Below are 24,110 nucleotides of genomic sequence, written 5' to 3'. Positions count from 1 at the left end.
TGGCCGCAGTTATACACGATTTGCTCCAGGCAGCCAGGCGTCTTTGTCGTACCCACGCTGTTCCCAATAGCCGACATGGTCCTCATTAATGAGTTCAATCCGGTTAAGCCACTTTACCGATTTATAGGCATACATTTGCGGAGTGACCAAACGTACAGGCCCGCCCAGCTGATTCGGAATTGGCTTGCCGTCATGCATGACGGCAACCATAACATCCTCCATTCGCGCCTGTGCGAGTGTCAGGGAGTCCGTATAGACGCCGTCGCCGGAATACAGCTTGACCATCACCGCCTGGCTTTTTACTCCGGCAAGATCAAGCAGCTTGGAGAGGGGCAGACCCTCCCAGGTATTCTTGTACACAGACCAGCCAGTGACGCAGTGGAAATCACTGACCTGCACCTCGCGCTGCAGCTTGACGAATTCCTCCCAGTTCCAGGTGAACTTCTTATCCACCAGCCCGTCAATCGTAAATGACCAATCCGAATTATCGAATGCTGGAATATCGGTTACAGTATACACGCGGAAGTTCCCATCGGCCCCTCCCCCGATTGGTGGTGCTGAATCTGCCAGCGGAATAGGGTCGGGAATTAGTGTGTTGGCATTGTTTGCTGCATAATCCGCGGTGCCGGGCAACTGAAAAGATTTGCCGATCCAGCGGACAAAGGTCGGTCCGAGCGTTACCGCAAGTCCGGCACCCACAGCGGCTTTAATGAAACCGCGGCGGGTATACATCGGCTGCTGGACGTGGGCTGCTCCCGGCTGTTTCTGCTCATCATTAGAAGCAGATGCTCCATTAGCTGACGTTACCGGTTCTGGTACAATAGAGCGTTTCTTCGGTTCTTTGAGCCATTTGACTCTGGTAATAGAGTGGTAGATAATAACCGGAAGTCCAACCCAAGTCAGAAGATCGTGTATAAATAGTGCGGTATTGGCCGCTTTTGGCCCGGCAAGCCTGAATTGCCAGAGTACGACACCCGACACAATCCACCCGGTCAATAGGACCAGCACAAAAATCACATTAGCCTTTTGCCCATTTTTCCCCTTGAGCCTTTTCCAGTGTTTTGCAGCAAGCAGTAAATAATAAATGACCGGAATCAGCAGCACCAGTCCAAACGCGATATGTGCCCATTTCAGCCACACCCTGCCCTCACCCAGAAGCTCCCGCCAGAAACCGCCGACCAGCAATAATCCGCTGAGTGCCAGAAACAGAACCAGCCAGGCATTCCACATATGAATGGAGACAAGCTTCTTCCCGTATCCTTTACGAATGTTCGTGAGTGCTTTCTTCAATTGCCATTCCTCCTCAGCCTTCCGCGCTATGACAATTAGTTCAACTTTTAATTAATTGTACCCTAAAAAAGGGCGGTTGGATAATTCTGCTGGCTGTTAAGAGTTTATATATTCTGCTGTGAAAAAAGCCCACCCTACTCTAATAGAGTAGGATGGACCCTTATGGACCTATATAGATATAGAAGAGAGACGAAGCGCTGAAATCATGCTGCTTATTCAGCGGCCCATTTCTCCAGCGTCTTATCATTGGGTAACAGCAGAGCAAGCAGGCCAAGCAGGGGGAGGAAGCCGCAAGCTATGAACACAGTCACAATTCCGATCCGGTCGATCAGGTCGCCGATAACTACCGAGCCGATCCCGCCGAGCCCAAAAGCCAGTCCAGTAATCAGTCCCGAGACGGTTCCGATATTGCCCGGATAAAGCATTTGTGCATAAATGACTGTTACTGAGAAGCTGGACAGCAGGACAAAACCGGAGATGATTAGCAGAACAGCGGCCCAGAAATGGTTTACAAAAGGCAGCGCCAGCGCAAAAGGCACCGTACTCACCATAGAGATCAGTATGAGATTACGCCGTCCGAAACGGTCGGCTAGCGGGCCACCGAAGAAGGTGCCGACTGCGCCGGCCGCCAAATACATAAAGATGTATATCTGAGCGTCATCGAGCTTCATTCCGTATTTATCCATTAAGTAGAAGGCATAATAGCCGCCGATGGAGGCGCTGTACCAGGAGCGTACAAACACGATAAAGACCAGGATCACGGTTGCGGTCAGAATGCTTTTGCTGCGGGCAGGGTCAAGCGTGCGTCCAGTCGATTTTTTGCGGAACGTATAGCCTGAATTTAGCATTTCTTGGTACCATTTGGCCACATAGGTCTGTACGGCAATTCCGGCGGCAGCGATGACGGTGAACCCAAGTGCACCCATCTGCCCAAAGGGAATGAATACCCATTTCATCAAAAGAGGACCCAAGGATTGTCCGGCGTTGCCTCCCACTTGGAAGATGGATTGCGACAATCCCTTGCGCTGACCTGCAGCCATATGAGCCACACGCATGCCCTCCGGGTGGAACGCAGCCGAACCGAAGCCGACAAGCATAACAGAGAAGATGACCAATACGTAATTTCCGGCAAAAGCGAGCAGGAACACTCCGGCGAACGTGCAGCACATCCCCAGAGGGAGCAGGATCGGTCGGGGTTTACGGTCAGCAGCATAGCCGATTATCGGCTGAATCACCGAAGAAGTGATGTTCAGGGCGAAGGATATCCATCCGACCTGTGCATAGGAGAGCAGCATATTTTCCTTTAAGATAGGAAACATCGCCGGGATAAGCGCCTGAATGGAATCATTGAATAAATGCACAAAGCTTACGGCGAGTAAAATCCGGTAAATAGTATCCTGCTGCAGATTGCGTTGTTCCCGGTCTTTTGCAACTAAAGAGGGAGCAGCGGGTATAGAATTCTTATTCATCTGAGCTCCTTTCAAACGGGTTAATGGGTGAGCATATATATGGAAATCCGATAAATCCTATTTTAGCCACAATCGAAGCGTTATGGGAATCAATTTGTGCTCGAGTCGTTCCAATTATGCGTTAATTTATTATTTTATAAAAAAGGGTTGCAAACATTCATTCAGCATGATATATTATCTCTTGTGCTTATGAGGCATCGACGCTGAACTTGATTAGCGAAGAAGAAATAAGTTGACAAGCAATGCAGAAACATGATATGATCTAATTCCTGTGCAAGAGACATGTCGTTGAAAGCCGGGAGCAAGTTCTTTGAAAACTGAACAAATGGAACGCGTTAATTTTAAAGATTCATTTAATGAATCGTCAGTTTCAAATGAGCAATCGCTCTTTTCAATATCTTTTTCGGATGGTTATTTTCTCGAAGTAATTCGGATGGAGTAACCGCTCGAAAAAACCAATTTGGAGAGTTTGATCCTGGCTCAGGACGAACGCTGGCGGCGTGCCTAATACATGCAAGTCGAGCGGAGTTATGAAGGAGCTTGCTCCGGAATAACTTAGCGGCGGACGGGTGAGTAACACGTAGGCAACCTACCTCTTTGACTGGGATAACTACCGGAAACGGTAGCTAATACCGGATAATTCCTTTGTTCACATGGACGAAGGATGAAAGGCGGAGCAATCTGCTACAAGGAGATGGGCCTGCGGCGCATTAGCTAGTTGGTGGGGTAACGGCCCACCAAGGCGACGATGCGTAGCCGACCTGAGAGGGTGAACGGCCACACTGGGACTGAGACACGGCCCAGACTCCTACGGGAGGCAGCAGTAGGGAATCTTCCGCAATGGGCGAAAGCCTGACGGAGCAACGCCGCGTGAGTGATGAAGGTTTTCGGATCGTAAAGCTCTGTTGCCAGGGAAGAACGTCCGGTAGAGTAACTGCTACCGGAGTGACGGTACCTGAGAAGAAAGCCCCGGCTAACTACGTGCCAGCAGCCGCGGTAATACGTAGGGGGCAAGCGTTGTCCGGAATTATTGGGCGTAAAGCGCGCGCAGGCGGCTATTTAAGTCTGGTGTTTAAACCTTGGGCTCAACCTGAGGTCGCACTGGAAACTGGGTGGCTTGAGTACAGAAGAGGAAAGTGGAATTCCACGTGTAGCGGTGAAATGCGTAGATATGTGGAGGAACACCAGTGGCGAAGGCGACTTTCTGGGCTGTAACTGACGCTGAGGCGCGAAAGCGTGGGGAGCAAACAGGATTAGATACCCTGGTAGTCCACGCCGTAAACGATGAGTGCTAGGTGTTAGGGGTTTCGATACCCTTGGTGCCGAAGTTAACACAGTAAGCACTCCGCCTGGGGAGTACGGTCGCAAGACTGAAACTCAAAGGAATTGACGGGGACCCGCACAAGCAGTGGAGTATGTGGTTTAATTCGAAGCAACGCGAAGAACCTTACCAGGTCTTGACATCCCTCTGAATCCACTAGAGATAGTGGCGGCCTTCGGGACAGAGGAGACAGGTGGTGCATGGTTGTCGTCAGCTCGTGTCGTGAGATGTTGGGTTAAGTCCCGCAACGAGCGCAACCCTTGACTTTAGTTGCCAGCAGGTAAGGCTGGGCACTCTAGAGTGACTGCCGGTGACAAACCGGAGGAAGGTGGGGATGACGTCAAATCATCATGCCCCTTATGACCTGGGCTACACACGTACTACAATGGCCGGTACAACGGGAAGCGAAGCCGCGAGGTGGAGCCAATCCCAGCAAAGCCGGTCTCAGTTCGGATTGCAGGCTGCAACTCGCCTGCATGAAGTCGGAATTGCTAGTAATCGCGGATCAGCATGCCGCGGTGAATACGTTCCCGGGTCTTGTACACACCGCCCGTCACACCACGAGAGTTTACAACACCCGAAGTCGGTGGGGTAACCCGCAAGGGAGCCAGCCGCCGAAGGTGGGGTAGATGATTGGGGTGAAGTCGTAACAAGGTAGCCGTATCGGAAGGTGCGGCTGGATCACCTCCTTTCTATGGAGAATCGTTTCCTGCAACGGAAACATTCAAATCGGAAGCTTAGCTTCCAAGATACTTAACGCGTATCCATTTGTTCGGTTTTGATGGAATTTGCGGGGCCATAGCTCAGCTGGGAGAGCGCCTGCCTTGCAAGCAGGAGGTCAGCGGTTCGATCCCGCTTGGCTCCACCAACAAACTTCATCAATAGTAACACCTTGATCCTTGAAAACTGGATACCGAAACGAATTTGCGTTTTAGAACATCTTTTAGCTGAAACTTGTGTAAACAAGTTTTAATTATAGCGATGCTAGCGATTTTCCTTCTGGGAAAACGCATTGGTTAAGCTAATAAGAGCACACGGAGGATGCCTAGGCGCCAGGAGCCGACGAAGGACGTGGCGAACAACGAAACTGCCTCGGGGAGCTGTAAGCAAGCTTTGATCCGGGGGTGTCCGAATGGGGAAACCCAGCTGTGGTAATTCGCAGTTACTTCTCTCTGAATACATAGGAGAGATAGAGGCAGACCAGGGGAACTGAAACATCTAAGTACCCTGAGGAAGAGAAAACAATAGTGATTCCGTCAGTAGCGGCGAGCGAACGCGGAACAGCCTAAACCAAGGGGCTTGCCCCTTGGGGTTGTGGGACGTCTCACATGGAGTTACAAAGGAATATGGTAGGCGAAGAGGTCTGGAAAGGCCCGCGATAGAGGTAAAAGCCCTGTAGCCTAAACTGTGTTCTCTCCGAGACGGATCCCGAGTAGTGCGGGGCACGTGAAACCCCGTATGAATCCAGCAGGACCATCTGCTAAGGCTAAATACTACCTGGCGACCGATAGTGAAACAGTACCGTGAGGGAAAGGTGAAAAGCACCCCGGAAGGGGAGTGAAATAGAACCTGAAACCGTGTGCTTACAAAAAGTCAGAGCCCGATCTAGGGGTGATGGCGTGCCTTTTGTAGAATGAACCGGCGAGTTACGTTTAACATGCAAGGTTAAGGTGAGAAGCCGGAGCCGCAGCGAAAGCGAGTCTGAATAGGGCGACTTAAGTATGTGGACGTAGACCCGAAACCGTGTGATCTACCCCTGTCCAGGGTGAAGGTGCGGTAACACGCACTGGAGGCCCGAACCCACGTATGTTGAAAAATGCGGGGATGAGGTGGGGGTAGCGGAGAAATTCCAATCGAACTCGGAGATAGCTGGTTCTCCCCGAAATAGCTTTAGGGCTAGCCTCGGTGAATGGAGTGGTGGAGGTAGAGCACTGATTGGGTGCGGGGCCCGCAAGGGTTACCAAGCTCAGTCAAACTCCGAATGCCATTAACTTCTTGCCGGGAGTCAGACAGTGAGTGCTAAGATCCATTGTCAAAAGGGAAACAGCCCAGACCATCAGCTAAGGTCCCCAAGTGTGTGTTAAGTGGGAAAGGATGTGGAGTTGCACAGACAACCAGGATGTTGGCTTAGAAGCAGCCACCATTGAAAGAGTGCGTAATAGCTCACTGGTCGAGTGACTCTGCGCCGAAAATGTAACGGGGCTAAACACACCACCGAAGCTATGGCTAGATGCTTTGCATCTGGGGTAGGGGAGCGTTGTATGTGGGTTGAAGGTGTACCGTAAGGAGCGCTGGACAGCATACAAGTGAGAATGCCGGTATGAGTAACGAAAAGATCAGTGAGAATCTGATCCGCCGAAAGCCCAAGGTTTCCTGAGGAAGGCTCGTCCGCTCAGGGTAAGTCGGGACCTAAGGCGAGGCCGAAAGGCGTAGTCGAAGGACAACAGTTTGAAATTACTGTACCACCGTAATCCGCTATGAGCGATGGGGTGACGCAGGAGGGTAGTGACGCGGACTGATGGATGTCCGTCTAAGCAGTGAGGCTGGTGTGTAGGCAAATCCGCACACCGTTAAGGCTGGGCTGTGATGGGGAGCGAAAATTATAGTAGCGAAGGTCATGATCTCACACTGCCAAGAAAAGCCTCTAGCCAGGAGAAGGTGCCCGTACCGCAAACCGACACAGGTAGGCGAGAAGAGAATTCTAAGGCGCGCGGAAGAACTCTCGTTAAGGAACTCGGCAAAATGACCCCGTAACTTCGGGAGAAGGGGTGCCTCGGTAGGGTGAATAGCCCGAGGGGGCCGCAGTGAAAAGGCCCAAGCGACTGTTTAGCAAAAACACAGGTCTGTGCGAAGCCGCAAGGCGAAGTATACGGGCTGACGCCTGCCCGGTGCTGGAAGGTTAAGGGGAGCGGTTAGGAGCAATCCGAAGCTGTGAACCGAAGCCCCAGTAAACGGCGGCCGTAACTATAACGGTCCTAAGGTAGCGAAATTCCTTGTCAGGTAAATTCTGACCCGCACGAATGGCGTAACGACTTGGGCGCTGTCTCAACGAGAGATCCGGTGAAATTTTAATACCTGTGAAGATGCAGGTTACCCGCGACAAGACGGAAAGACCCCATGGAGCTTTACTGCAGCTTGATATTGAATTTGGGTACGATCTGTACAGGATAGGTGGGAGCCGTAGAGGCAGGAGCGCAAGCTTCTGCGGAGGCGCCGTTGGGATACCACCCTGATCGTATCTAGGTTCTAACCTAGTGCCCTAATCGGGTACGGGGACCGTGTCAGGCGGGCAGTTTGACTGGGGCGGTCGCCTCCTAAAGAGTAACGGAGGCGTTCAAAGGTTCCCTCAGAATGGTTGGAAATCATTCGAAGAGTGCAAAGGCATAAGGGAGCTTGACTGCGAGACCTACAAGTCGAGCAGGGACGAAAGTCGGACTTAGTGATCCGGTGGTACCGCATGGAAGGGCCATCGCTCAACGGATAAAAGCTACCCTGGGGATAACAGGCTTATCTCCCCCAAGAGTCCACATCGACGGGGAGGTTTGGCACCTCGATGTCGGCTCATCGCATCCTGGGGCTGAAGTAGGTCCCAAGGGTTGGGCTGTTCGCCCATTAAAGCGGTACGCGAGCTGGGTTCAGAACGTCGTGAGACAGTTCGGTCCCTATCTGTCGTGGGCGCAGGAAATTTGAGAGGAGCTGTCCTTAGTACGAGAGGACCGGGATGGACGTACCGCTGGTGCATCAGTTGTTCCGCCAGGAGCATGGCTGAGTAGCTACGTACGGACGGGATAAGCGCTGAAAGCATCTAAGCGTGAAGCCCCCCTCAAGATGAGATTTCCCAATTAGTAAGACCCCTTGAAGACGACGAGGTAGATAGGTTGGAGGTGGAAGTGCAGCAATGCATGGAGCTGACCAATACTAATCGGTCGAGGGCTTATCCAACAAATTAAGACGCAGATTCGTTTCGGATTCAGTTTTCAGGAATTAAGGTTCCTGAAGCATTTACGCTGTAAATGCCCGTTTGGTGGCGATAGCGGAGGGGTTCCACGCGTACCCATCCCGAACACGACCGTTAAGCCCTCCAGCGCCGATGGTACTTGGACCGAAGGGTCCTGGGAGAGTAGGACGCCGCCAAGCACACAAAGCCATTGTTGATTTATTGACAGTGGCTTTTTTGTGTTTGTGCAGGGCTGTGGAAATGCTGTGGATAATTTTCAGGAAGTGCAGAAAACTTACACACATGTGGATACAATATTAGAAAGGCAACTACCTCTGAAAGATGTGGATGAAAGACATATTCTCGGAGATTCGTCAAGAGAAAATCCAAGTAATACACGGGTTTTGTGGATAATATGTGGAATTTGTGGATAGAGACTGTGGAATCGTGGATAACTATTTTTTGCCGGAAAGATATTCTTTCCGGTTCTTTGTGCTGCTGTGTATAAGTTGTGGATAACCATTGGATTCTTTATAATCTTTCTTGGCGGATTCGCGTACCGTTTCTGGGCTTGATATACTCTTAATAAGCACTATTCTATTTGATAATGAGGTGAAGGTATTGGAGATCAGGCAATTGCAGCTGGAGGATTTTGAGGCAAGCCTTGGCTTGTCCGAGTACGCTTTTCAATTCAAACTTAACGGTGACGACAGAGTGAAATCCAAACAAAAGTTCAAGCCGGAAGGAGTCTGGGGCATTTTTGAGGAAGGGGAGCTAAGTGCGAAGCTGACACTGCTGCCTTTTCAGGTGTATGTGCAAGGCAAAGCGGTCTCCATGGGTGGGATTGCCGGAGTGGCGACATGGCCGGAGAACCGCAGACAGGGACTTGTGGCCAAGCTTTTGTCCCACACGCTGCAAACAATGAACGAGTCAGGTCATACATTATCCTTCCTGCATCCCTTCTTGATTCCTTTTTACCGCAGGTTTGGGTGGGAGATCTACTGTGAATATAAGAAGTACACGATACCGGTGGGCAAGTTTCCGCGGAAGGCCGAAATGGAGGGGCATGTAGAGCGCGATAAAGCGAACATTGAAGTATTGGAACAGTTATACGGGCGCTTTGCTTCCGGGTATAACGGTGCGCTGCTTCGTGATCGTGAATGGTGGGAGAACAGCGTAGTGGATGAGGATACACATCATTGTGTGTTTTATTCTGCAGCGGGTGAACCGGGAGGTTATGTGCTTTATAAAATAGAGAACAAAGAACTGGTTATTGATGAATTCATTTTTATGGACGAAGAAGCCCGCCGGGGATTGTGGACTTTTCTCGCTAACCATGATTCGATGGTCACCGCTGCGAAATTAAAGCTGGTGCCAGCCGATGATATGCTGCCGTTTTTGCTTCCGGATCCCCGTATTCCGCAGGAGAATTATCCTTATTTTATGGCGCGTATTGTTAATGCCAAAGCCTTTGTGGAAGGACTCACCTTTAAGGAACAGAGTGAGCTGCAAAAGTGCACGTTGTATATTGAGGATGAGCATGCCCCTTGGAACGAAGGGCTGTGGGAGTGGAAGGTCGATCAGCAAGGCGAGGCATCTTTAATACAAGTAGAGGGTAACGGAGAGCAGGCAGATTTGCGCTGCGGTATTGGAACATTGACGGTGCTGCTGCTTGGATACAAACGTCCGGGAGAATTGCACCGCTGTGGGCAGTTAACCGGCAGTCTAGAAGCGGTGGAGTGGCTGAAAGGGATTATGCCGCAGGCACGGACCGCATTGTTTGATTTCTTTTGATCGTAAGCAGCTCTTCCGCGCTGAATGAAGCAGGGAGAGCTTTTTATTTTTCATATTAAAAAATGCATGTTGATCTAAGGGTTATTCCGAATACAATGGCGGCAATAAGTAAAAAATAAGACTAACCACTTGGAATTCAGTGAGAATATGTTATAATATGAAAAAAGTCAAAGAAAGTCAAAGTCAACGCATCCCAAAAGCAGTCTCTCCTAAGTTGTAAAGCCTGAAAGGCAGGACATTGTGTCCGATTCGCCATCAGGTGCTTCGGTTAAGTTCTTAAGAGATCACCGACGGACGGATGTACAGCAAGAATTACCCTAACGCTTTGAACACTGGAGGATGAGTGATGCGTAATATCTCCGATATTATCGAACAATATCTGAAGAATATTTTGCATGAAAGTCCCGAAGGTACGGTGGAAATTCAGCGTAATGATCTGGCGGACCAGTTTTCCTGTGTACCGTCGCAGATCAATTATGTCATCAGTACGCGCTTTACTTTGGAGAAGGGCTATGTGGTCGAGAGCAAACGTGGAGGCGGAGGTTACATCCGGATTCAGCGCTTTGAGCTTCCTCAGAATGTGGCGCTTTACGCACATCTCAAATCCACGATAGGCAATGATATTGACCAGAATTCCGCCGAAGGGCTGATCTACCAGCTTGAGGAGGCCCTGTTCTTAACCAAGCGTGAAGCGTGTCTCATGCGCGCCGCTGTTTCCCGGGATTGTCTGACGATTAATCTGCCCTACCGGGATGAGATTCGTGCCAAGATTATGAAAGCCATGCTGATTTCTTTGCTTGGTAAATAATACGAATGGTAAGGGGGACACCGCTTATGCTTTGCCAGGAATGCGGCGTCAAACCGGCTACCCTTCATTTCACCAAAATTGTGAGTGGAGAGAAGACGGAATTTCATATTTGTGAAAGCTGTGCGCGGGAGAAGGGGGAGTTAATTCCCGGAACCGCGGGCGGGTTCTCCATTCACAGCCTGCTCTCCGGTTTACTGGATCTGGAAGGTTCCGGCAAGGAGAAATCCGCGGCAACCCAAAATGCACAGGGACTGAAATGCGAGAATTGCGGCATGACGTATTCCCAGTTCAGCAAACTTGGACGGTTCGGCTGCAGCTCCTGCTATAAATATTTTGACAGCACGCTGGATCCGCTGTTCCGAAGAGTGCATGGCAGTACCGCTCATGTAGGCAAGCTGCCAAAACGTGCGGGGGCACAAATTATGTGCAAACGGCAAATTGATGAACTGAAGTTGGAATTGCAGCAAAGCATTATGCAAGAGGAGTTCGAAACTGCAGCCGAGCTGCGGGATCAGATCCGCCGACTTGAAAAAGAAATGGCACAAGAGTAAAGTCTTTCATATATAGGGGGGATGCGGCATGTCAAGTCTCCGGTTTACCGAACAAGCGCTTAGTGACTGGATGCGCTGCGGTGGCAGCCATTCTGAGATTGTAATCAGCAGCCGTATGCGTATCGCCCGCAATCTGGAGCACCTGCCTTTTCCTTTGCTGGCATCTGCCGAGCAGGCGGAAGAGGCGCTGGAGCAGCTGGCACCCGTGTTTCAGGGAGAAGCTGCAGCGGACTTTGGTACCTTTCAACTGCTGAAGCTGGATGAGCTGGATGAGCTGGATAAAAAAGTGCTGGTGGAGAAACATCTGATCAGTCCAAATCTAGCCAATGATTCACGGGGTGGAGCGGTCATTCTGAACGAGGATGAGTCGGTCAGCATCATGATCAATGAGGAAGACCACCTCCGGATTCAATGTCTGTTTCCCGGCCTGCAGGTTAAAGAGGCTTGGGTAAGGGCTACGGCCATCGACGATATTTTTGAGGCTTCTGTCAATTATGCCTTTGATGATAGAAGAGGGTACTTAACGAGTTGTCCCACCAATGTAGGAACCGGGCTAAGAGCCTCGGTGATGCTGCATTTGCCGGCACTGGTTATGACCCATCAGATCAACCGGATTCTATCCGCTGTAAATCAGGTGGGACTGACCGTAAGAGGAATTTATGGTGAGGGCAGCGAAGCAGTAGGGAACATCTTTCAGATATCCAACCAGATTACGCTGGGACAGACCGAAAGTGAAATCATTGAGAATCTTCACAGTGTGGTCACCCAGATTATAGAGCATGAACGGAATGCCCGTGAACGCCTGCTGGTTGATTCCGCACTGCGGATTACCGACCGGATTAAACGTTCTTACGGCATTTTGTCCTATGCGGCAGTAATGGAGCTTAAAGAGTCGGCCCAGCGGTTATCCGATTTGCGGCTTGGAGTCGATTTGGGGATACTGGAAGGGCCTTCGATTTCAGTGCTGAATGAGCTGAATGTCAAGACACAGCCCGGATTTTTGCAAAAGCTGTTCGGCGATGAGCTCACGGCTACTGAACGTGATATGTACCGGGCAAAGCTGCTCCGGGAAACACTGGGATCACAACATTAATTATAGATATTTATTATTCGTGGAGGTGCAGGAGATATGATGTTTGGAAGATTTACGGAACGCGCACAAAAAGTGCTGGCGCTGGCGCAAGAAGAAGCTGTTCGTTTGGGACACAACAACATTGGGACAGAACATATTTTGCTCGGACTGATTCGTGAAGGAGACGGCATAGCCGCGAAAGCTCTAATCGGACTTGGTCTGGGTCTTGAGAAAATTCAGGATGAAGTGGAAACACTGATCGGCAGAGGACAGGAGCAGCCAACAAACATCGCGTATACTCCTCGTGCCAAAAAAGTTATTGAGCTGTCGATGGACGAAGCCCGCAAGCTGGGACACACTTACGTCGGCACTGAGCATATCCTGCTCGGACTTATCCGTGAAGGCGAGGGTGTAGCTGCCCGTGTACTTAACAACCTGGGGATCAGCCTTAACAAGGCCCGCCAGCAAGTGCTGCAGCTGCTCGGCAGCAGCGAAGCTACTTCCAGCCACAGCGGTGCGCCTGCCAATGTCAGCACACCAACGCTGGATGGCCTGGCCCGTGACCTTACCGCCTATGCCAAGGATGGCAACCTGGATCCGGTTATTGGCCGCAGTAAGGAAATTGAACGTGTCATTCAGGTGCTGAGCCGCCGGACGAAGAACAATCCGGTGCTGATCGGTGAGCCTGGGGTTGGTAAAACAGCCATTGCCGAAGGTCTGGCCCAAAAGATCATCAATAATGAAATTCCGGAAACGCTGCGCGACAAACGCGTAATGACTCTGGATATGGGTTCTGTAGTAGCCGGAACCAAATACCGCGGTGAGTTTGAAGACCGCCTTAAGAAGATTATGGATGAGATTCGCCAGGCAGGAAACATCGTGCTCTTCATTGACGAGCTGCACACCCTGATCGGTGCAGGCGGTGCGGAAGGTGCCATTGACGCCTCCAACATCCTGAAGCCGGCTCTGGCCCGTGGAGAGCTGCAATGCATCGGTGCCACTACGCTGGATGAATACCGCAAATATATTGAGAAAGATGCAGCCTTAGAACGCCGCTTCCAGCCTATTACGGTGGATCAGCCTTCTCCTGAGGAAGCTGTACAGATTCTTTACGGACTACGTGACCGTTATGAAGCCCATCACCGTGTGAAGATCACGGATGAAGCCATCGTAGAGGCTGTAAAACTGTCCGACCGTTACATTCCTGACCGGTTCCTTCCGGACAAAGCAATTGACCTGATTGATGAAGCCGGTTCTAAGGTAAGATTGAATTCTTACACGATTCCGCCGAATCTGAAGGAACTGGAAATGCGTCTGGATGATATCCGCAAGGAGAAGGATTCAGCCGTACAGAGCCAGGAATTCGAGAAGGCTGCAGCACTGCGGGATACGGAGCAAAAGATCCGCGAGGAACTGGACACGACCAAGAACCAGTGGAAAGAGAAGCAAGGCCGCACCGACTCGCAGGTTACACCGGAGGATATCGCTCAAGTGGTAGCCAGCTGGACCGGCATACCGGTCAGCAAGCTGAAGGAAGAGGAAACCGACCGTCTGCTTAATATGGAGTCTATCCTGCATGAACGGGTAATCGGCCAGGACGAAGCCGTCAAGGCAGTCAGCCGGGCCCTCCGCCGGGCACGTGCAGGACTTAAGGATCCTAAACGCCCTATGGGTTCTTTCATCTTCCTGGGTCCAACCGGGGTTGGTAAAACCGAGCTGGCACGGGCGCTTGCTGAAGCAATGTTCGGTGATGAGAATGCGGTGGTCCGGATTGATATGTCGGAGTATATGGAGAAACACTCCACTTCCCGTTTGGTAGGAGCGCCTCCAGGTTATGTGGGTTATGAAGAAGGCGGACAATTGACCGAGAAGGTACGCCGTAAACCATATTCCGTAGTACTGCTGGACGAAATTGAGAAGGCTCATCCAGAAGTATTCAACATCCTGCTGCAGGTGCTGGAAGACGGCCGTCTGACCGATTCCAAAGGCCGCGTGGTCGATTTCCGCAACACTCTGATCATTCTTACCTCCAATGTAGGAGCGCAGGCGATCAAGAAGAATTCGACACTGGGCTTCACAGCGGTGCAGGATGCGGGAGCAGACTACACCAATATGAAGGGCAAGGTTATGGATGAGCTGAAGAAGAGCTTCCGTCCCGAGTTCCTGAACCGGATCGATGAGATCATTGTCTTCCACTCTCTGGAAGAAAAGCATATCGCAGAAATTGTTACGCTGATGTCCGATGAGCTGCGCAAGCGGCTGCGTGAGTACGATGTGGACTTTGAGCTGACAGAGGGAGGCAAAGCCTTCCTGGCCAAAGAGGGCTATGATCCAGCCTTCGGCGCACGTCCGCTTCGCCGGGCGATCCAGAAGCATATTGAGGACCGGCTGTCTGAAGAACTGCTGAAGGGCAACATCAAAAAAGGTGATTCCCTCAAGATTGATGAGGTGAACGGTGAGCTTGTCGTAACTACCGTTGAGCCGCCAGCAGCTTCCCTGGAAAAAGAAGTAGAAACTGAGAAATAATATCCATCTGTGAAACATAGCTCCCGTTCCTCCGTATAGAGGGGCGGGGGCTTTTTGTTGCTGTTCAGACCCTTTTGGTGATAATTCATCCGAATTTCAGGAAAGTTAATGAGATACTCCTCAAAAGTAGCTCTGAACTGACCTTCCGTTCAAGGTGCAGAAATGGTAAACTTTGAATAAGAGAAAATTATCCGCAATTTAAGCAGTTCAGACGGTAAGGAGTACACATGGCTAAACCAAAAACTAAATTTTTCTGCACCGAATGCGGCTACGAATCGCCGAAGTGGTTCGGCAAATGCCCGGGCTGCCAGGCATGGAACTCCATGGTTGAGGAGACCGAAAGCGTAGTCAAAACACAAGGAATGAATGCACCTATTTTTCAGAGTAAAGAAAAGGCGCAATCGATCATAAATATAGAAAGTGACAAAGAGCCCCGTATATTGACAGGCATCGGTGAGCTTAACCGGGTTCTCGGCGGAGGTATTGTGCCGGGTTCGCTGGTGCTGGTCGGAGGCGACCCCGGCATCGGGAAGTCAACCCTGCTGCTGCAGACCTCGCATGCATTGACTACTCAAGGTTTACGCGTATTGTACATCTCGGGAGAAGAATCTGTTCGGCAGACCAAACTCCGTGCCGATCGCCTCGGGGCGTTGTCGGCAGAGCTGTATGTACTGTGCGAGACGAATATGGAAAGCATCGAGGAAGCCATTGAACAGATCAAACCTCAGTTCCTCGTCATTGACTCCATCCAGACGGTATTCATGCCGGAAGTAACCAGTGCACCTGGCAGCGTGACACAGGTTCGGGAATGTACGACAAGATTTATGCGTATCGCCAAAATTCGCGGGATCGCAACCGTACTTGTTGGTCATGTCACCAAGGAAGGCGCGATTGCCGGGCCCCGAATGCTGGAGCATATGGTGGATTGCGTGCTCTATTTTGAAGGAGAGCGGCATCATACGTACCGGTTGCTGCGGGCAGTCAAAAACCGCTTCGGTTCAACCAACGAGATCGGTATCTTTGAGATGGGGGAGATCGGGCTTACAGAAGTGGAGAATCCCTCCGAGCTGTTCTTGTCCGAACGTCCGCTAGGTGTAGCGGGTTCAGCAGTAGTGGCGAGTATGGAAGGAACCAGACCGGTGCTTGTTGAGCTTCAGGCACTTGTCGCTGCAACTCATTTCCCTTCCCCCCGCCGGATGTGCACAGGTATGGACCACCAGCGGATGGCGCTTATTATTGCGGTGCTGGAGAAACGGATGGGGATGTTCCTGCAAAACCAGGATGCTTATCTGAACGTTGCCGGTGGGGTAAAGCTGGATGAACCAGCAGTAGATTTGGCTGTAGCTATCAGCATTGCTTCCAGCTTCCGCGATATATCAACCAAGCCTTATGATGTCTTCTTTGGTGAAGTCGGTCTCACCGGTGAGGTCAGGGGGGTCTCACGCGCGGAAATGCGGGTGAAGGAAGCGTCTAAACTTGGCTTCCGGAGAGTGATTATGCCAGAGAAGAGCATGAAAGGCTGGAAACATCCGCAGGATATCCAGATTATTGGCGTCAGTACCGTAGCAGATGCACTATCGGTCGCGTTAGATTAGGGGGCATAGGAAGATGAAAGAATATAATCAATTAGATAATATGAATGATCTGCTGAGGATGGCGGCACCCGGAACTCCCTTCCGGGAAGGTCTGGAGAATGTGCTGCGTGCAAAGACAGGAGCTTTGATTGTTGTCGGATACAGCCCTGAGGTGATGGAAGTTGTCGATGGGGGCTTCTCCATTAACTGCGATTTTTCACCCAATTATTTATATGAATTAGCCAAAATGGACGGAGCCATTATTCTGAGCGAGGATTTGAAGCGGATACTGTACGCAAATACGCAGCTTATTCCCGATTCCTCCATCTCATCCATTGAGACAGGGATCCGCCACCGCACTGCAGAGCGTGTCGCCAAGCAGACGGGCAAGCTGGTGGTATCCATTTCCCAGCGGCGCAACATCATTACCCTATATCAAGGTTCCATCCGTTATGCGCTTAAGGAGATTGGGGCAATTCTGGCCAAGGCCAACCAGGCTATACAAACCCTTGAGAAGTACAAAGCAGTACTTACCCAGGGTTTAACGAACCTTTCCGCTTCTGAATATGAAGGCATCGTTACCGTGGTTGAAGTTGTCGGGGTGATCCAGCGGGTGGAGATGGTACTGCGCATTAAAATGGAAATCAAGCGCTATATCAACGAACTCGGCAACGAAGGGCGCTTGATCAGCATGCAGATGGAAGAACTGGTTGGAAATACAGAGGAAGAAGCATGGCTTCTGTACAGAGACTATGCAAGAGAGGAACAGGAGGACAAAATCCGCGAAATTATTGCCGGACTCAAACGTTCCAGCGACGATGAGCTGATGGATGACAATCATATTGCCCGTCTGCTTGGTTATTCCTCTACAGCGATTGCCTCCGAGGAAGTCGTTACTCCGCGCGGGTACCGGCTGCTTAATAAGATTCCACGCCTGCCGAATGTGATCATCCACAATCTGGTGGAGCGCTTCGAAATGCTGCCGAATCTGATGACCGCGAGCATCGCGGAACTCGATGAGGTGGATGGAATCGGAGAGGTTCGGGCACGAAATATCCAAGACGGACTTAAACGTCTGCAGAAACAAGTTCTTATTGACAGGCAAATGTAAATAACATACAATCACGTAATATTGAAGAAGTTAGGCTCAAAGTAATAAAATAGAGGTGAAGAAATGATACAAAAATCAATTCCGAGTCTTTTTACCATTGGTAACCTGATGCTTGGAATGTTTGGTATCATGATGGCGTTTGACGGCAAGCTTAGCATGGCCGCTATCATGGTGATTATCGCTATGCTGCTTGACGGACTAGATGGCCGTGTAGCGCGGGCGCTGGGCTGCGAGAGTGAATTTGGCAAAGAGCTGGATTCCCTATCCGATGTCGTATCCTTTGGTGTGGCACCTGCGCTAATTATGTATCTTACAAGCCTGCAGGATTTGAGTTCTGCGCTCGGCTGGACTGTAACAGCAATATTCCCGGTATTCGGGGCGCTGCGGTTGGCCCGTTTTAATGTCCGCCCGGGAATCCCCGGATATTTTGTCGGTTTGCCTATTCCTGCTGCAGGTGGCGTGCTCGCCACACTGGCTCTTTTTCATAAAGATGTTTCTGCTCCATTCATGATTGTTGCCACTTTGCTCTTATCTTATCTGATGGTCAGCACAGTCAAATACCCTAACTTCAAGAAGATCGGACTGCCCAAAAAAGCGGTCGTTGGTGCGCCGTTAGTGATTATTGTGGCGGTAGCAGTAGCAGTTGTGTTCCCGGAGCAGATTGCCAAGATGATCTTTGGACTGCTCGCGCTGTATGCTTTGTACGGATTTAAGCATAATATTGACCGGCTCACGGCACGTCGCCGTCACCGCCGCAGAAGACGTTCGGAAGACAAGATCTATCACTCCAAGAACGGGTAGTATGCAAGTTATTCCTCTGTATGATAGTTCCTTTATATATACCGAAAAAGGCTTTGCCCTCCCTGACCTCAGTGGACGGCAAAGCCTTTTTCGGTTGAACGAATGAAGAAAGCATACAAGAGCGTCTGCAGCCATGATTAGGATAGGTTGAACAAACCGAGCGTAGCGCATTTCTGCGATTCCTTCACTACAACCTCGTCCATATTAATGTCAAGCAGATTGCACAGTGCAGACATATAGAACAATTCCCGCCCCAGCTCGGAGGCGACAACTTCACGGCAGTTCTCACACAGCTGGCCCTCAAGATGAGTTCCTGCGAGTTCCTTAGCTTGTTCAAGTCCCAAAGCGGGCTCGAACACCTGTTTGGTGGCATGCAGCTGAATACAGCCGCATTCGGTAATGGCCTTGACAACGGCACGGTTGACGGATGCGCTGCTCTGCCCGTTCTTGGACATTACATCCAGAAGACTACGGTGACGGAGCAGCAGTTCGGAGACTTGATCCTGAAAGGCCTGTAAACTTGGTGCGCTCATTTTTCATTCACCCCTGGGTTCGTAATTGAGTTCATTATATGCCAGGGCCCCCCTGTTTTCAACGGGAATAGGAGTTCCTGGGAATCTTTACAGGAGCGGTAAGGTAAAAGTATGAGAAAAAATAAGCAACCCCCGATTACCGTCCTGAAAATTGGAACATACTGGTGAAGTATAGATCATTTTAGGATGAATAAAAGGAGGTGCTTAAGGTTATGTGGAAAAAAGTGATGTTGACGCTAGCCGGGTTATGCGGAGCCTGGTCCGGTTTTTCGCTATACCATACGGCAGAAAAAGGGTTCCCGGAGGGAATGGGAAAGCTGGGGGAAAACCTGCCTGTGGAAGGAAGCATTTTATTTACGGTGCTGGGTGCCATTATTTTTTTGTTTGCGGGGACTTTATGCGCGGAGTGGGCAGGTTCAAAGCTGCATGAGGCGGTGTTGTACTGCTCGCGAATTCCTATGAATGAATTGGCCGCAGGTGCCGCAGGACTTACTGGAGGGCTGCTGTTGTCCCTGCTGCTCCATCCGGCCATGGACTGGCTGGGGAAGGCAGGTGAGCTGGTGCAGGTGGCTGCCACGCTAGCTCTGGGTTATATGGGGCTGCGGATCGGTCTGGAGAAGAAAGAGGAGTTGGCCTCGCTTTGGACAACCGGGCGCTGGGGACAATCGGCTGAACCGGAGGGCCGCGGACTGGAGGAGCATAAAATTCTCGATACCAGCGTCATTATTGACGGGCGGATTGCCGATATCTGCAAAACGGGATTTATCGAGGGGACGATTGTCATCCCTGAGTTTGTTCTGGAAGAGCTTCAGCACATCGCCGATTCTTCCGATCTGCTGAAACGCAACCGTGGCCGGCGCGGTCTAGATATACTCAATAAGATCCAGAAAGAACTGGATGTGAAGGTGCTTATCTACGAAGGCGATTTCGAAGAGATCTCCGAGGTGGACAGCAAGCTGGTCAAGCTCGCCAAAGTGCTGCGCGGCAAGGTGGTAACCAATGATTTCAATCTCAATAAGGTCTGTGAGCTGCAGGGGGTTTCCGTACTTAATATCAACGATCTGGCAAATGCGGTAAAACCGGTTGTTCTGCCGGGAGAGGAGATTATCGTACAGGTCATTAAAGACGGCAAGGAGCATGGACAAGGGGTAGCCTATCTCGATGATGGAACAATGATTGTCGTTGAAGGCGGACGCGAGTACATCGGCACGACGATGGAGGTTTTGGTTACAAGTGTGCTGCAGACCTCAGCCGGCAGAATGATTTTTGCCAAACCGAAGCTGCTGGAAAAAGCGCAATAAGCAAGAAGCCATACTGCAAAATGTCTTTTGGGTTGGAAATGACCGCCAAACACGTTATGATGGGGATATACGTGAAAGACAGGAGCAAAAAGAATGTCAAACAGTGTGGGCGCCGTGATTGTGGCGGCAGGCAGAGGAACACGGATGGGGACCGCCGAGAGCAAGCAATATTTGCTGCTTCAAGGCAAACCCATTATCGTGCATACGCTGGAGGTGTTCCAGCAGCATGAACTTATCTCTGGAATTGTACTGGTTGCTGGCCAGGAGGACATAGAACGCTGCCGGGAATGGGTAGAGGCCTATAAGCTGGACAAAGTGAAGGCTGTCGTTCCCGGAGGCTCCGAACGTCAGCACTCCGTACATTTGGGGCTAAAGCAGCTGGACACCAACTGGGTCATGGTGCATGACGGTGTACGTCCATTCGTGCAGGAGAGTGAGATTGATGCTTGCTACGAACGGGCCAGAGCGGTCGGCGCATCCGTACTTGCAGTGCCGGTAAAGGATACGATCAAGCAGGTAGACGGTGATGGTAAGGTGCTGTCTACGCCGGATCGGCGAAGTCTGTGGGCGATTCAGACCCCGCAGACTTTTCGTCTGTCTGATTTGCTTGCGGCGTATGCCGCGGCGGAGCGGGAAGGATTTATTGGCACCGATGACTCCAGCCTGGCCGAGCGCAGCGGGATTCCGGTATCTGTGGTGGAGGGAAGCTACAGGAACATAAAGATCACAACGCCGGAAGACCTCGATTTTGCCGAATTTACAGAAAGAAACAGGGGAGAGGGTTAAGCATGATAGCTGTAGGACAAGGTTTTGATGTACACCAGCTGGTAGAGGGAAGACCGTGTATTATTGGCGGAGTCACCATTCCTTATGAAAAAGGGCTGCTGGGGCACTCCGATGCGGATGTGCTGCTGCACGCGGTAAGTGATGCTATTCTGGGGGCGCTTGGGCTTGGTGATATCGGCAGGCATTTTCCCGACACCGATCCGGCCTTCAAGGATGCGGACAGCCTGAAGCTATTGGAGCAGGTATGGAGTCTTGCCCGCGAGCGTGGCTATAGGCTCGGCAATATCGACTCAACTATTATTGCCCAGAAGCCAAAGATGGCTCCGTACATCCCGCAGATGAGTGAGATCATTGCCCGCGCGCTTGGAGCGGAAACCTCGAAAGTGAATGTAAAAGCGACCACTACCGAACAGCTCGGATTTGCCGGACGCGGCGAAGGAATTGCGGCACAATCTATTGTCTGCCTGCTCCAAGATGTGATATCATCTTGAGATGGCTGCAAGTGACCTAATTTTAACCATTATGAAGCGGAGGGAATACTATGGCGGATCAAGTCCGGGTGCGTTACGCACCGAGCCCTACGGGACATTTACATATCGGAAATGCCAGAACAGCACTGTTTAACTATTTATTTGCCCGTAATCTGGGCGGAAAATTCATTATCCGGATCGAAGATACAGATGTAAAGCGCAATGTCGCCGGCGGGGAAGAAAGCCAGCTGAAATACTTGAAGTGGCTGGGAGTAGACTGGGATGAGAGCGTCGATGTTGGCGGAGAATACGGCCCTTACCGCCAGACCGAACGCCTTGATTTGTATCGTATCTACTGGCAGGATTTGCTAGACCGCGGTCTGGCTTACCGCTGCTATTGCACCGAAGAGGAGCTGGAAGCGGAACGTGAGGAACAGACGGCCCGCGGCGAAACTCCGCGTTATTCCGGCAAGCACCGCGATTTGACAGAGGCACAACGCCTCGCGTTTGAAGCGGAAGGACGTATTGCCAGCATCCGCTTCCGGGTGCCGGAAGATCGCACATATACCTTTGAGGACATCGTAAAAGGCAGCATTTCTTTTACTACTAAAGAAATGGGCGATTTTGTAATCGTGAAGAAGGACGGAATTCCGACCTATAACTTTGCTGTAGCGATAGATGATCATCTGATGGAAATCTCCCACGTGCTGCGCGGGGAAGACCATATCTCCAATACGCCGCGCCAGCTGATGATTTATGAATCACTTGACTGGGAACCGCCGCTATTTGGTCATATGACGCTGATTGTCGGCGATGACCACAAGAAGCTGAGCAAACGGAATGAATCCATTATTCAATTCATCGAGCAGTATGATCAGCTCGGCTATCTGCCGGAAGCGCTCTTTAACTTCATCTCGTTGCTTGGCTGGTCTCCGGAAGGTGAAGAGGAAATCTTTAATAAAGAAGAGCTGATCTCGATCTTTACCGCTGACCGCCTGTCCAAGAGTCCCGCTGTGTTCGACACGAACAAGCTGGCTCATTTGAACAATCACTACATTAAGCATGCGGATCCGAAGCGGATTGCAGCATTGGCCATTCCTCATCTGCAAAAGGCGGGAAGACTCCCGGCTCAGCTTAATGATGAACAGCAGACCTGGGCGGAAACACTTGTTGCACTGTACCAGGAGCAGCTGACGGCTGCATCGGATATTGTCGGGCTGTCCGAAATGTTCTTCCGCAGCCATGTGGAGCTCGAAACGGAAGCGGCTCAGATTCTGGCTGAGAGCCAGGTTTCTGAAGTTCTCTCCGCTTTTCTGGCCAAGGTGGAAGGTACTGAAGACTTCACTGCCAGCAATATGGCTGTTCTGATTAAAGAAGTGCAGAAAGAGACGGGCCACAAAGGAAAAGCGCTGTTTATGCCAATCCGTGTCGCTTTGACGGGTCAGACACATGGCCGTGACCTGAATGTGACGATTGCCCTGCTGGGCCGGAACCGGGTCATTGAACGTTTGAAATCACAAATCAAAGGGGCCTAAGCTTTGATGACCTGGGGGCAAACCTCTTGTCAGTCCCTTATCTTTTCGCTAAGATAGAAGAATATTGTAATAGCTGTGATCAGGAAAAGTAAGCGCATAAGGACAATTGCCAGAGAGAATAACCTCGTGAGGAACTTCCTTAAGAGGCTGGAAGTTATTCATTTGTCCGCCGCTGAACATGCGCCTGTGAGCTGCAGGGTTGAGCGTTCCCTTAAGGGACGTTAGACTGTGCCGGGAACGTTGCCGTTAATGACGCAAGAGGGATGCTGCATCCAGAGGCCGGAATGTTGGGCTGGGGAATATGCAATCATCCAAGCAGAGTGGAACCGCGGTTAAACGCCTCTGCAGCTTTTAGCTGCAGAGGCGTTTTTTGTTGAAATAGGAGAGCAGATTCTTTGGACATAAAGATGGATTTCTGACCAAGCCTAAGCCCGCGGCAAACGTGTAGAGAGATAGATAGTGGGCTGCGCCAATACCTTCCTTATGCGTACCTGTAAACAGGAGGCGGGGAAGCCAAGAAGAGGGGAACCGTGATGTTTAAGCATATCAAGTCGGACATTCGGGCAGTATTCGACAACGATCCCGCAGCCCGCAGCAGATTCGAGGTTGTCTTCACTTATGCCGGACTTCACGCCATTTGGGGTCATCGGATGGCCCACTCTTTTTACAAACGGGGCTGGTTTACGCTGGCGCGCATCGTTTCACAGATCAGCAGGTTTATGACCGGTGTCGAAATTCATCCTGGCGCCCGTATCGGGGATCGGTTGTTTATCGACCATGGCATGGGGATAGTCATTGGCGAAACTTGTGAAATCGGTGATGATGTTATTATCTATCAAGGGGTTACGCTTGGGGGAACCGGTAAGGAAAAAGGGAAACGTCATCCTACTGTCGGCAATAATGTTGTAATTGGTTCCGGTGCGAAAGTACTGGGATCATTCCGGATCGGCGATAATTCCAATATCGGCTCCAACGCGGTTGTACTGCGTGAAGTGCCCAATAACAGCACTGTGGTAGGCAATCCCGGCCGAGTGGTCAAGCGCAACGGGGAACGGGTATCCGACCGTCTCGATCATACCAAGATGCCGGATCCGCTGGTAGATTCCCTGCGTTTCCTGCAGAAGGAGATTGAGGAAATCCGGGAACAGCTCGGGAACGAGGATAAGCAGAAAGCCGAGCAGCGGCGGCTGGAGAGCCAGCAATATATAGGTGACTATGAAATTTAAGCATC

At 50.9% G+C, this 24,110-nt stretch carries 16 protein-coding genes, 1 tRNA gene and 3 rRNA genes; 17 read left to right on the top strand and 3 right to left on the bottom strand.

The window, feature by feature from the left end:
• Positions 1 to 9: 9 nt before the first annotated feature.
• Positions 10 to 1,290 carry a molybdopterin-dependent oxidoreductase gene (locus NST07_RS31145; RefSeq protein ID WP_341096642.1) on the bottom strand — a complete coding sequence of 427 codons (1,281 nt, stop codon included), beginning with the start codon at positions 1,288 to 1,290 and terminating at the stop codon, positions 10 to 12.
• A gap of 212 nt (positions 1,291 to 1,502) precedes the next feature.
• The gene (locus NST07_RS31140; RefSeq protein WP_341096640.1) at positions 1,503 to 2,759 is read right to left on the bottom strand and encodes an MFS transporter; all 1,257 of its coding nucleotides are present in this window, start codon (positions 2,757 to 2,759) and stop codon (positions 1,503 to 1,505) included.
• Between the two features lie 457 nt (positions 2,760 to 3,216).
• Here NST07_RS31140 and NST07_RS31135 point away from each other — a divergent pair.
• The 12 genes from NST07_RS31135 to pssA all read left to right on the top strand — a co-directional run bounded on the left by NST07_RS31135 (position 3,217) and on the right by pssA (position 18,254).
• Positions 3,217 to 4,772: ribosomal RNA gene (locus NST07_RS31135) — 16S ribosomal RNA — on the top strand.
• 100 nt (positions 4,773 to 4,872) lie between these two features.
• Positions 4,873 to 4,948, top strand: a tRNA-Ala gene (locus NST07_RS31130).
• A gap of 146 nt (positions 4,949 to 5,094) precedes the next feature.
• Positions 5,095 to 8,022 (top strand): 23S ribosomal RNA (locus NST07_RS31125).
• Positions 8,023 to 8,100: 78 nt separating this feature from the next.
• Positions 8,101 to 8,217 (top strand): 5S ribosomal RNA (gene rrf / locus NST07_RS31120).
• The 16S, 23S and 5S rRNA genes sit together here with 1 tRNA gene alongside, the layout of an rRNA operon.
• Before the next feature lie 421 nt (positions 8,218 to 8,638).
• A complete protein-coding gene (locus tag NST07_RS31115) occupies positions 8,639 to 9,811 on the top strand; it encodes a GNAT family N-acetyltransferase (RefSeq protein WP_342480718.1) in 1,173 nt (390 codons plus the stop codon).
• A 346-nt stretch (positions 9,812 to 10,157) separates the two neighbouring features.
• Complete coding sequence (locus tag NST07_RS31110; RefSeq protein ID WP_038597151.1) at positions 10,158 to 10,619, top strand: CtsR family transcriptional regulator; 462 nt, start codon at positions 10,158 to 10,160, stop codon at positions 10,617 to 10,619.
• A gap of 26 nt (positions 10,620 to 10,645) precedes the next feature.
• Positions 10,646 to 11,170 carry a UvrB/UvrC motif-containing protein gene (locus NST07_RS31105; protein ID WP_076112967.1) on the top strand — a complete coding sequence of 175 codons (525 nt, stop codon included), beginning with the start codon at positions 10,646 to 10,648 and terminating at the stop codon, positions 11,168 to 11,170.
• 28 nt (positions 11,171 to 11,198) lie between these two features.
• The gene (locus tag NST07_RS31100; RefSeq protein ID WP_038597147.1) at positions 11,199 to 12,263 is read left to right on the top strand and encodes a protein arginine kinase; all 1,065 of its coding nucleotides are present in this window, start codon (positions 11,199 to 11,201) and stop codon (positions 12,261 to 12,263) included.
• Positions 12,264 to 12,299: 36 nt separating this feature from the next.
• A complete protein-coding gene (clpC, locus tag NST07_RS31095) occupies positions 12,300 to 14,768 on the top strand; it encodes an ATP-dependent protease ATP-binding subunit ClpC (RefSeq protein ID WP_038597145.1) in 2,469 nt (822 codons plus the stop codon).
• Positions 14,769 to 14,995: 227 nt separating this feature from the next.
• Positions 14,996 to 16,363: a DNA repair protein RadA gene (gene radA / locus NST07_RS31090; protein WP_038597143.1), complete on the top strand. Its 1,368-nt coding sequence runs from the start codon at positions 14,996 to 14,998 to the stop codon at positions 16,361 to 16,363.
• A 13-nt stretch (positions 16,364 to 16,376) separates the two neighbouring features.
• Complete coding sequence (gene disA / locus NST07_RS31085; RefSeq protein ID WP_341096634.1) at positions 16,377 to 17,453, top strand: DNA integrity scanning diadenylate cyclase DisA; 1,077 nt, start codon at positions 16,377 to 16,379, stop codon at positions 17,451 to 17,453.
• 63 nt (positions 17,454 to 17,516) lie between these two features.
• Positions 17,517 to 18,254, top strand: coding sequence for a CDP-diacylglycerol--serine O-phosphatidyltransferase (gene pssA, locus NST07_RS31080; RefSeq protein ID WP_038597137.1), 738 nt, complete (start codon positions 17,517 to 17,519; stop codon positions 18,252 to 18,254).
• A gap of 137 nt (positions 18,255 to 18,391) precedes the next feature.
• On the opposite strand, the gene NST07_RS31075 is transcribed toward pssA, so the two are convergent.
• Positions 18,392 to 18,787 carry a hypothetical protein gene (locus NST07_RS31075; RefSeq protein WP_038597135.1) on the bottom strand — a complete coding sequence of 132 codons (396 nt, stop codon included), beginning with the start codon at positions 18,785 to 18,787 and terminating at the stop codon, positions 18,392 to 18,394.
• Positions 18,788 to 18,999: 212 nt separating this feature from the next.
• Here NST07_RS31075 and NST07_RS31070 point away from each other — a divergent pair, with 212 nt between their 5' ends.
• The 5 genes from NST07_RS31070 to cysE all read left to right on the top strand — a co-directional run bounded on the left by NST07_RS31070 (position 19,000) and on the right by cysE (position 24,105).
• Positions 19,000 to 20,088, top strand: coding sequence for a PIN/TRAM domain-containing protein (locus NST07_RS31070; RefSeq protein WP_341096633.1), 1,089 nt, complete (start codon positions 19,000 to 19,002; stop codon positions 20,086 to 20,088).
• Between the two features lie 93 nt (positions 20,089 to 20,181).
• Positions 20,182 to 20,874: a 2-C-methyl-D-erythritol 4-phosphate cytidylyltransferase gene (gene ispD / locus NST07_RS31065; protein WP_341096632.1), complete on the top strand. Its 693-nt coding sequence runs from the start codon at positions 20,182 to 20,184 to the stop codon at positions 20,872 to 20,874.
• 2 nt (positions 20,875 to 20,876) lie between these two features.
• On the top strand, positions 20,877 to 21,365 hold the full coding sequence (ispF, locus tag NST07_RS31060; RefSeq protein ID WP_341096630.1) for a 2-C-methyl-D-erythritol 2,4-cyclodiphosphate synthase: 489 nt from the start codon (positions 20,877 to 20,879) through the stop codon (positions 21,363 to 21,365).
• A 50-nt stretch (positions 21,366 to 21,415) separates the two neighbouring features.
• On the top strand, positions 21,416 to 22,879 hold the full coding sequence (gene gltX, locus NST07_RS31055; RefSeq protein ID WP_342480717.1) for a glutamate--tRNA ligase: 1,464 nt from the start codon (positions 21,416 to 21,418) through the stop codon (positions 22,877 to 22,879).
• A gap of 533 nt (positions 22,880 to 23,412) precedes the next feature.
• Positions 23,413 to 24,105: a serine O-acetyltransferase gene (gene cysE / locus NST07_RS31050; protein WP_341096625.1), complete on the top strand. Its 693-nt coding sequence runs from the start codon at positions 23,413 to 23,415 to the stop codon at positions 24,103 to 24,105.
• Positions 24,106 to 24,110: the final 5 nt, after the last annotated feature.

It is taken from the genome of Paenibacillus sp. FSL L8-0340, from assembly GCF_038593145.1.
Lineage (GTDB): Bacteria > Bacillota > Bacilli > Paenibacillales > Paenibacillaceae > Paenibacillus_AQ.
Note: the sequence above shows the minus strand (reverse complement) of the source record. Positions and strands in the feature narration are given on the sequence as shown.

What these genes read in the sequence shown, in the direction of transcription:
- disA (WP_341096634.1), top strand. Translation starts at nt 16,377, where the DNA reads ATGAAAGAATATAATCAATTAGATAATATGAATGATCTGCTGAGGATG.
- NST07_RS31105 (WP_076112967.1), top strand. Translation starts at nt 10,646, where the DNA reads ATGCTTTGCCAGGAATGCGGCGTCAAACCGGCTACCCTTCATTTCACC.
- cysE (WP_341096625.1), top strand. Translation starts at nt 23,413, where the DNA reads ATGTTTAAGCATATCAAGTCGGACATTCGGGCAGTATTCGACAACGAT.
- ispD (WP_341096632.1), top strand. Translation starts at nt 20,182, where the DNA reads ATGTCAAACAGTGTGGGCGCCGTGATTGTGGCGGCAGGCAGAGGAACA.
- gltX (WP_342480717.1), top strand. Translation starts at nt 21,416, where the DNA reads ATGGCGGATCAAGTCCGGGTGCGTTACGCACCGAGCCCTACGGGACAT.
- ispF (WP_341096630.1), top strand. Translation starts at nt 20,877, where the DNA reads ATGATAGCTGTAGGACAAGGTTTTGATGTACACCAGCTGGTAGAGGGA.
- pssA (WP_038597137.1), top strand. Translation starts at nt 17,517, where the DNA reads ATGATACAAAAATCAATTCCGAGTCTTTTTACCATTGGTAACCTGATG.
- NST07_RS31100 (WP_038597147.1), top strand. Translation starts at nt 11,199, where the DNA reads ATGTCAAGTCTCCGGTTTACCGAACAAGCGCTTAGTGACTGGATGCGC.
- NST07_RS31110 (WP_038597151.1), top strand. Translation starts at nt 10,158, where the DNA reads ATGCGTAATATCTCCGATATTATCGAACAATATCTGAAGAATATTTTG.
- clpC (WP_038597145.1), top strand. Translation starts at nt 12,300, where the DNA reads ATGATGTTTGGAAGATTTACGGAACGCGCACAAAAAGTGCTGGCGCTG.
- NST07_RS31075 (WP_038597135.1), bottom strand. Translation starts at nt 18,787, where the DNA reads ATGAGCGCACCAAGTTTACAGGCCTTTCAGGATCAAGTCTCCGAACTG.
- radA (WP_038597143.1), top strand. Translation starts at nt 14,996, where the DNA reads ATGGCTAAACCAAAAACTAAATTTTTCTGCACCGAATGCGGCTACGAA.
- NST07_RS31140 (WP_341096640.1), bottom strand. Translation starts at nt 2,759, where the DNA reads ATGAATAAGAATTCTATACCCGCTGCTCCCTCTTTAGTTGCAAAAGAC.
- NST07_RS31070 (WP_341096633.1), top strand. Translation starts at nt 19,000, where the DNA reads ATGTGGAAAAAAGTGATGTTGACGCTAGCCGGGTTATGCGGAGCCTGG.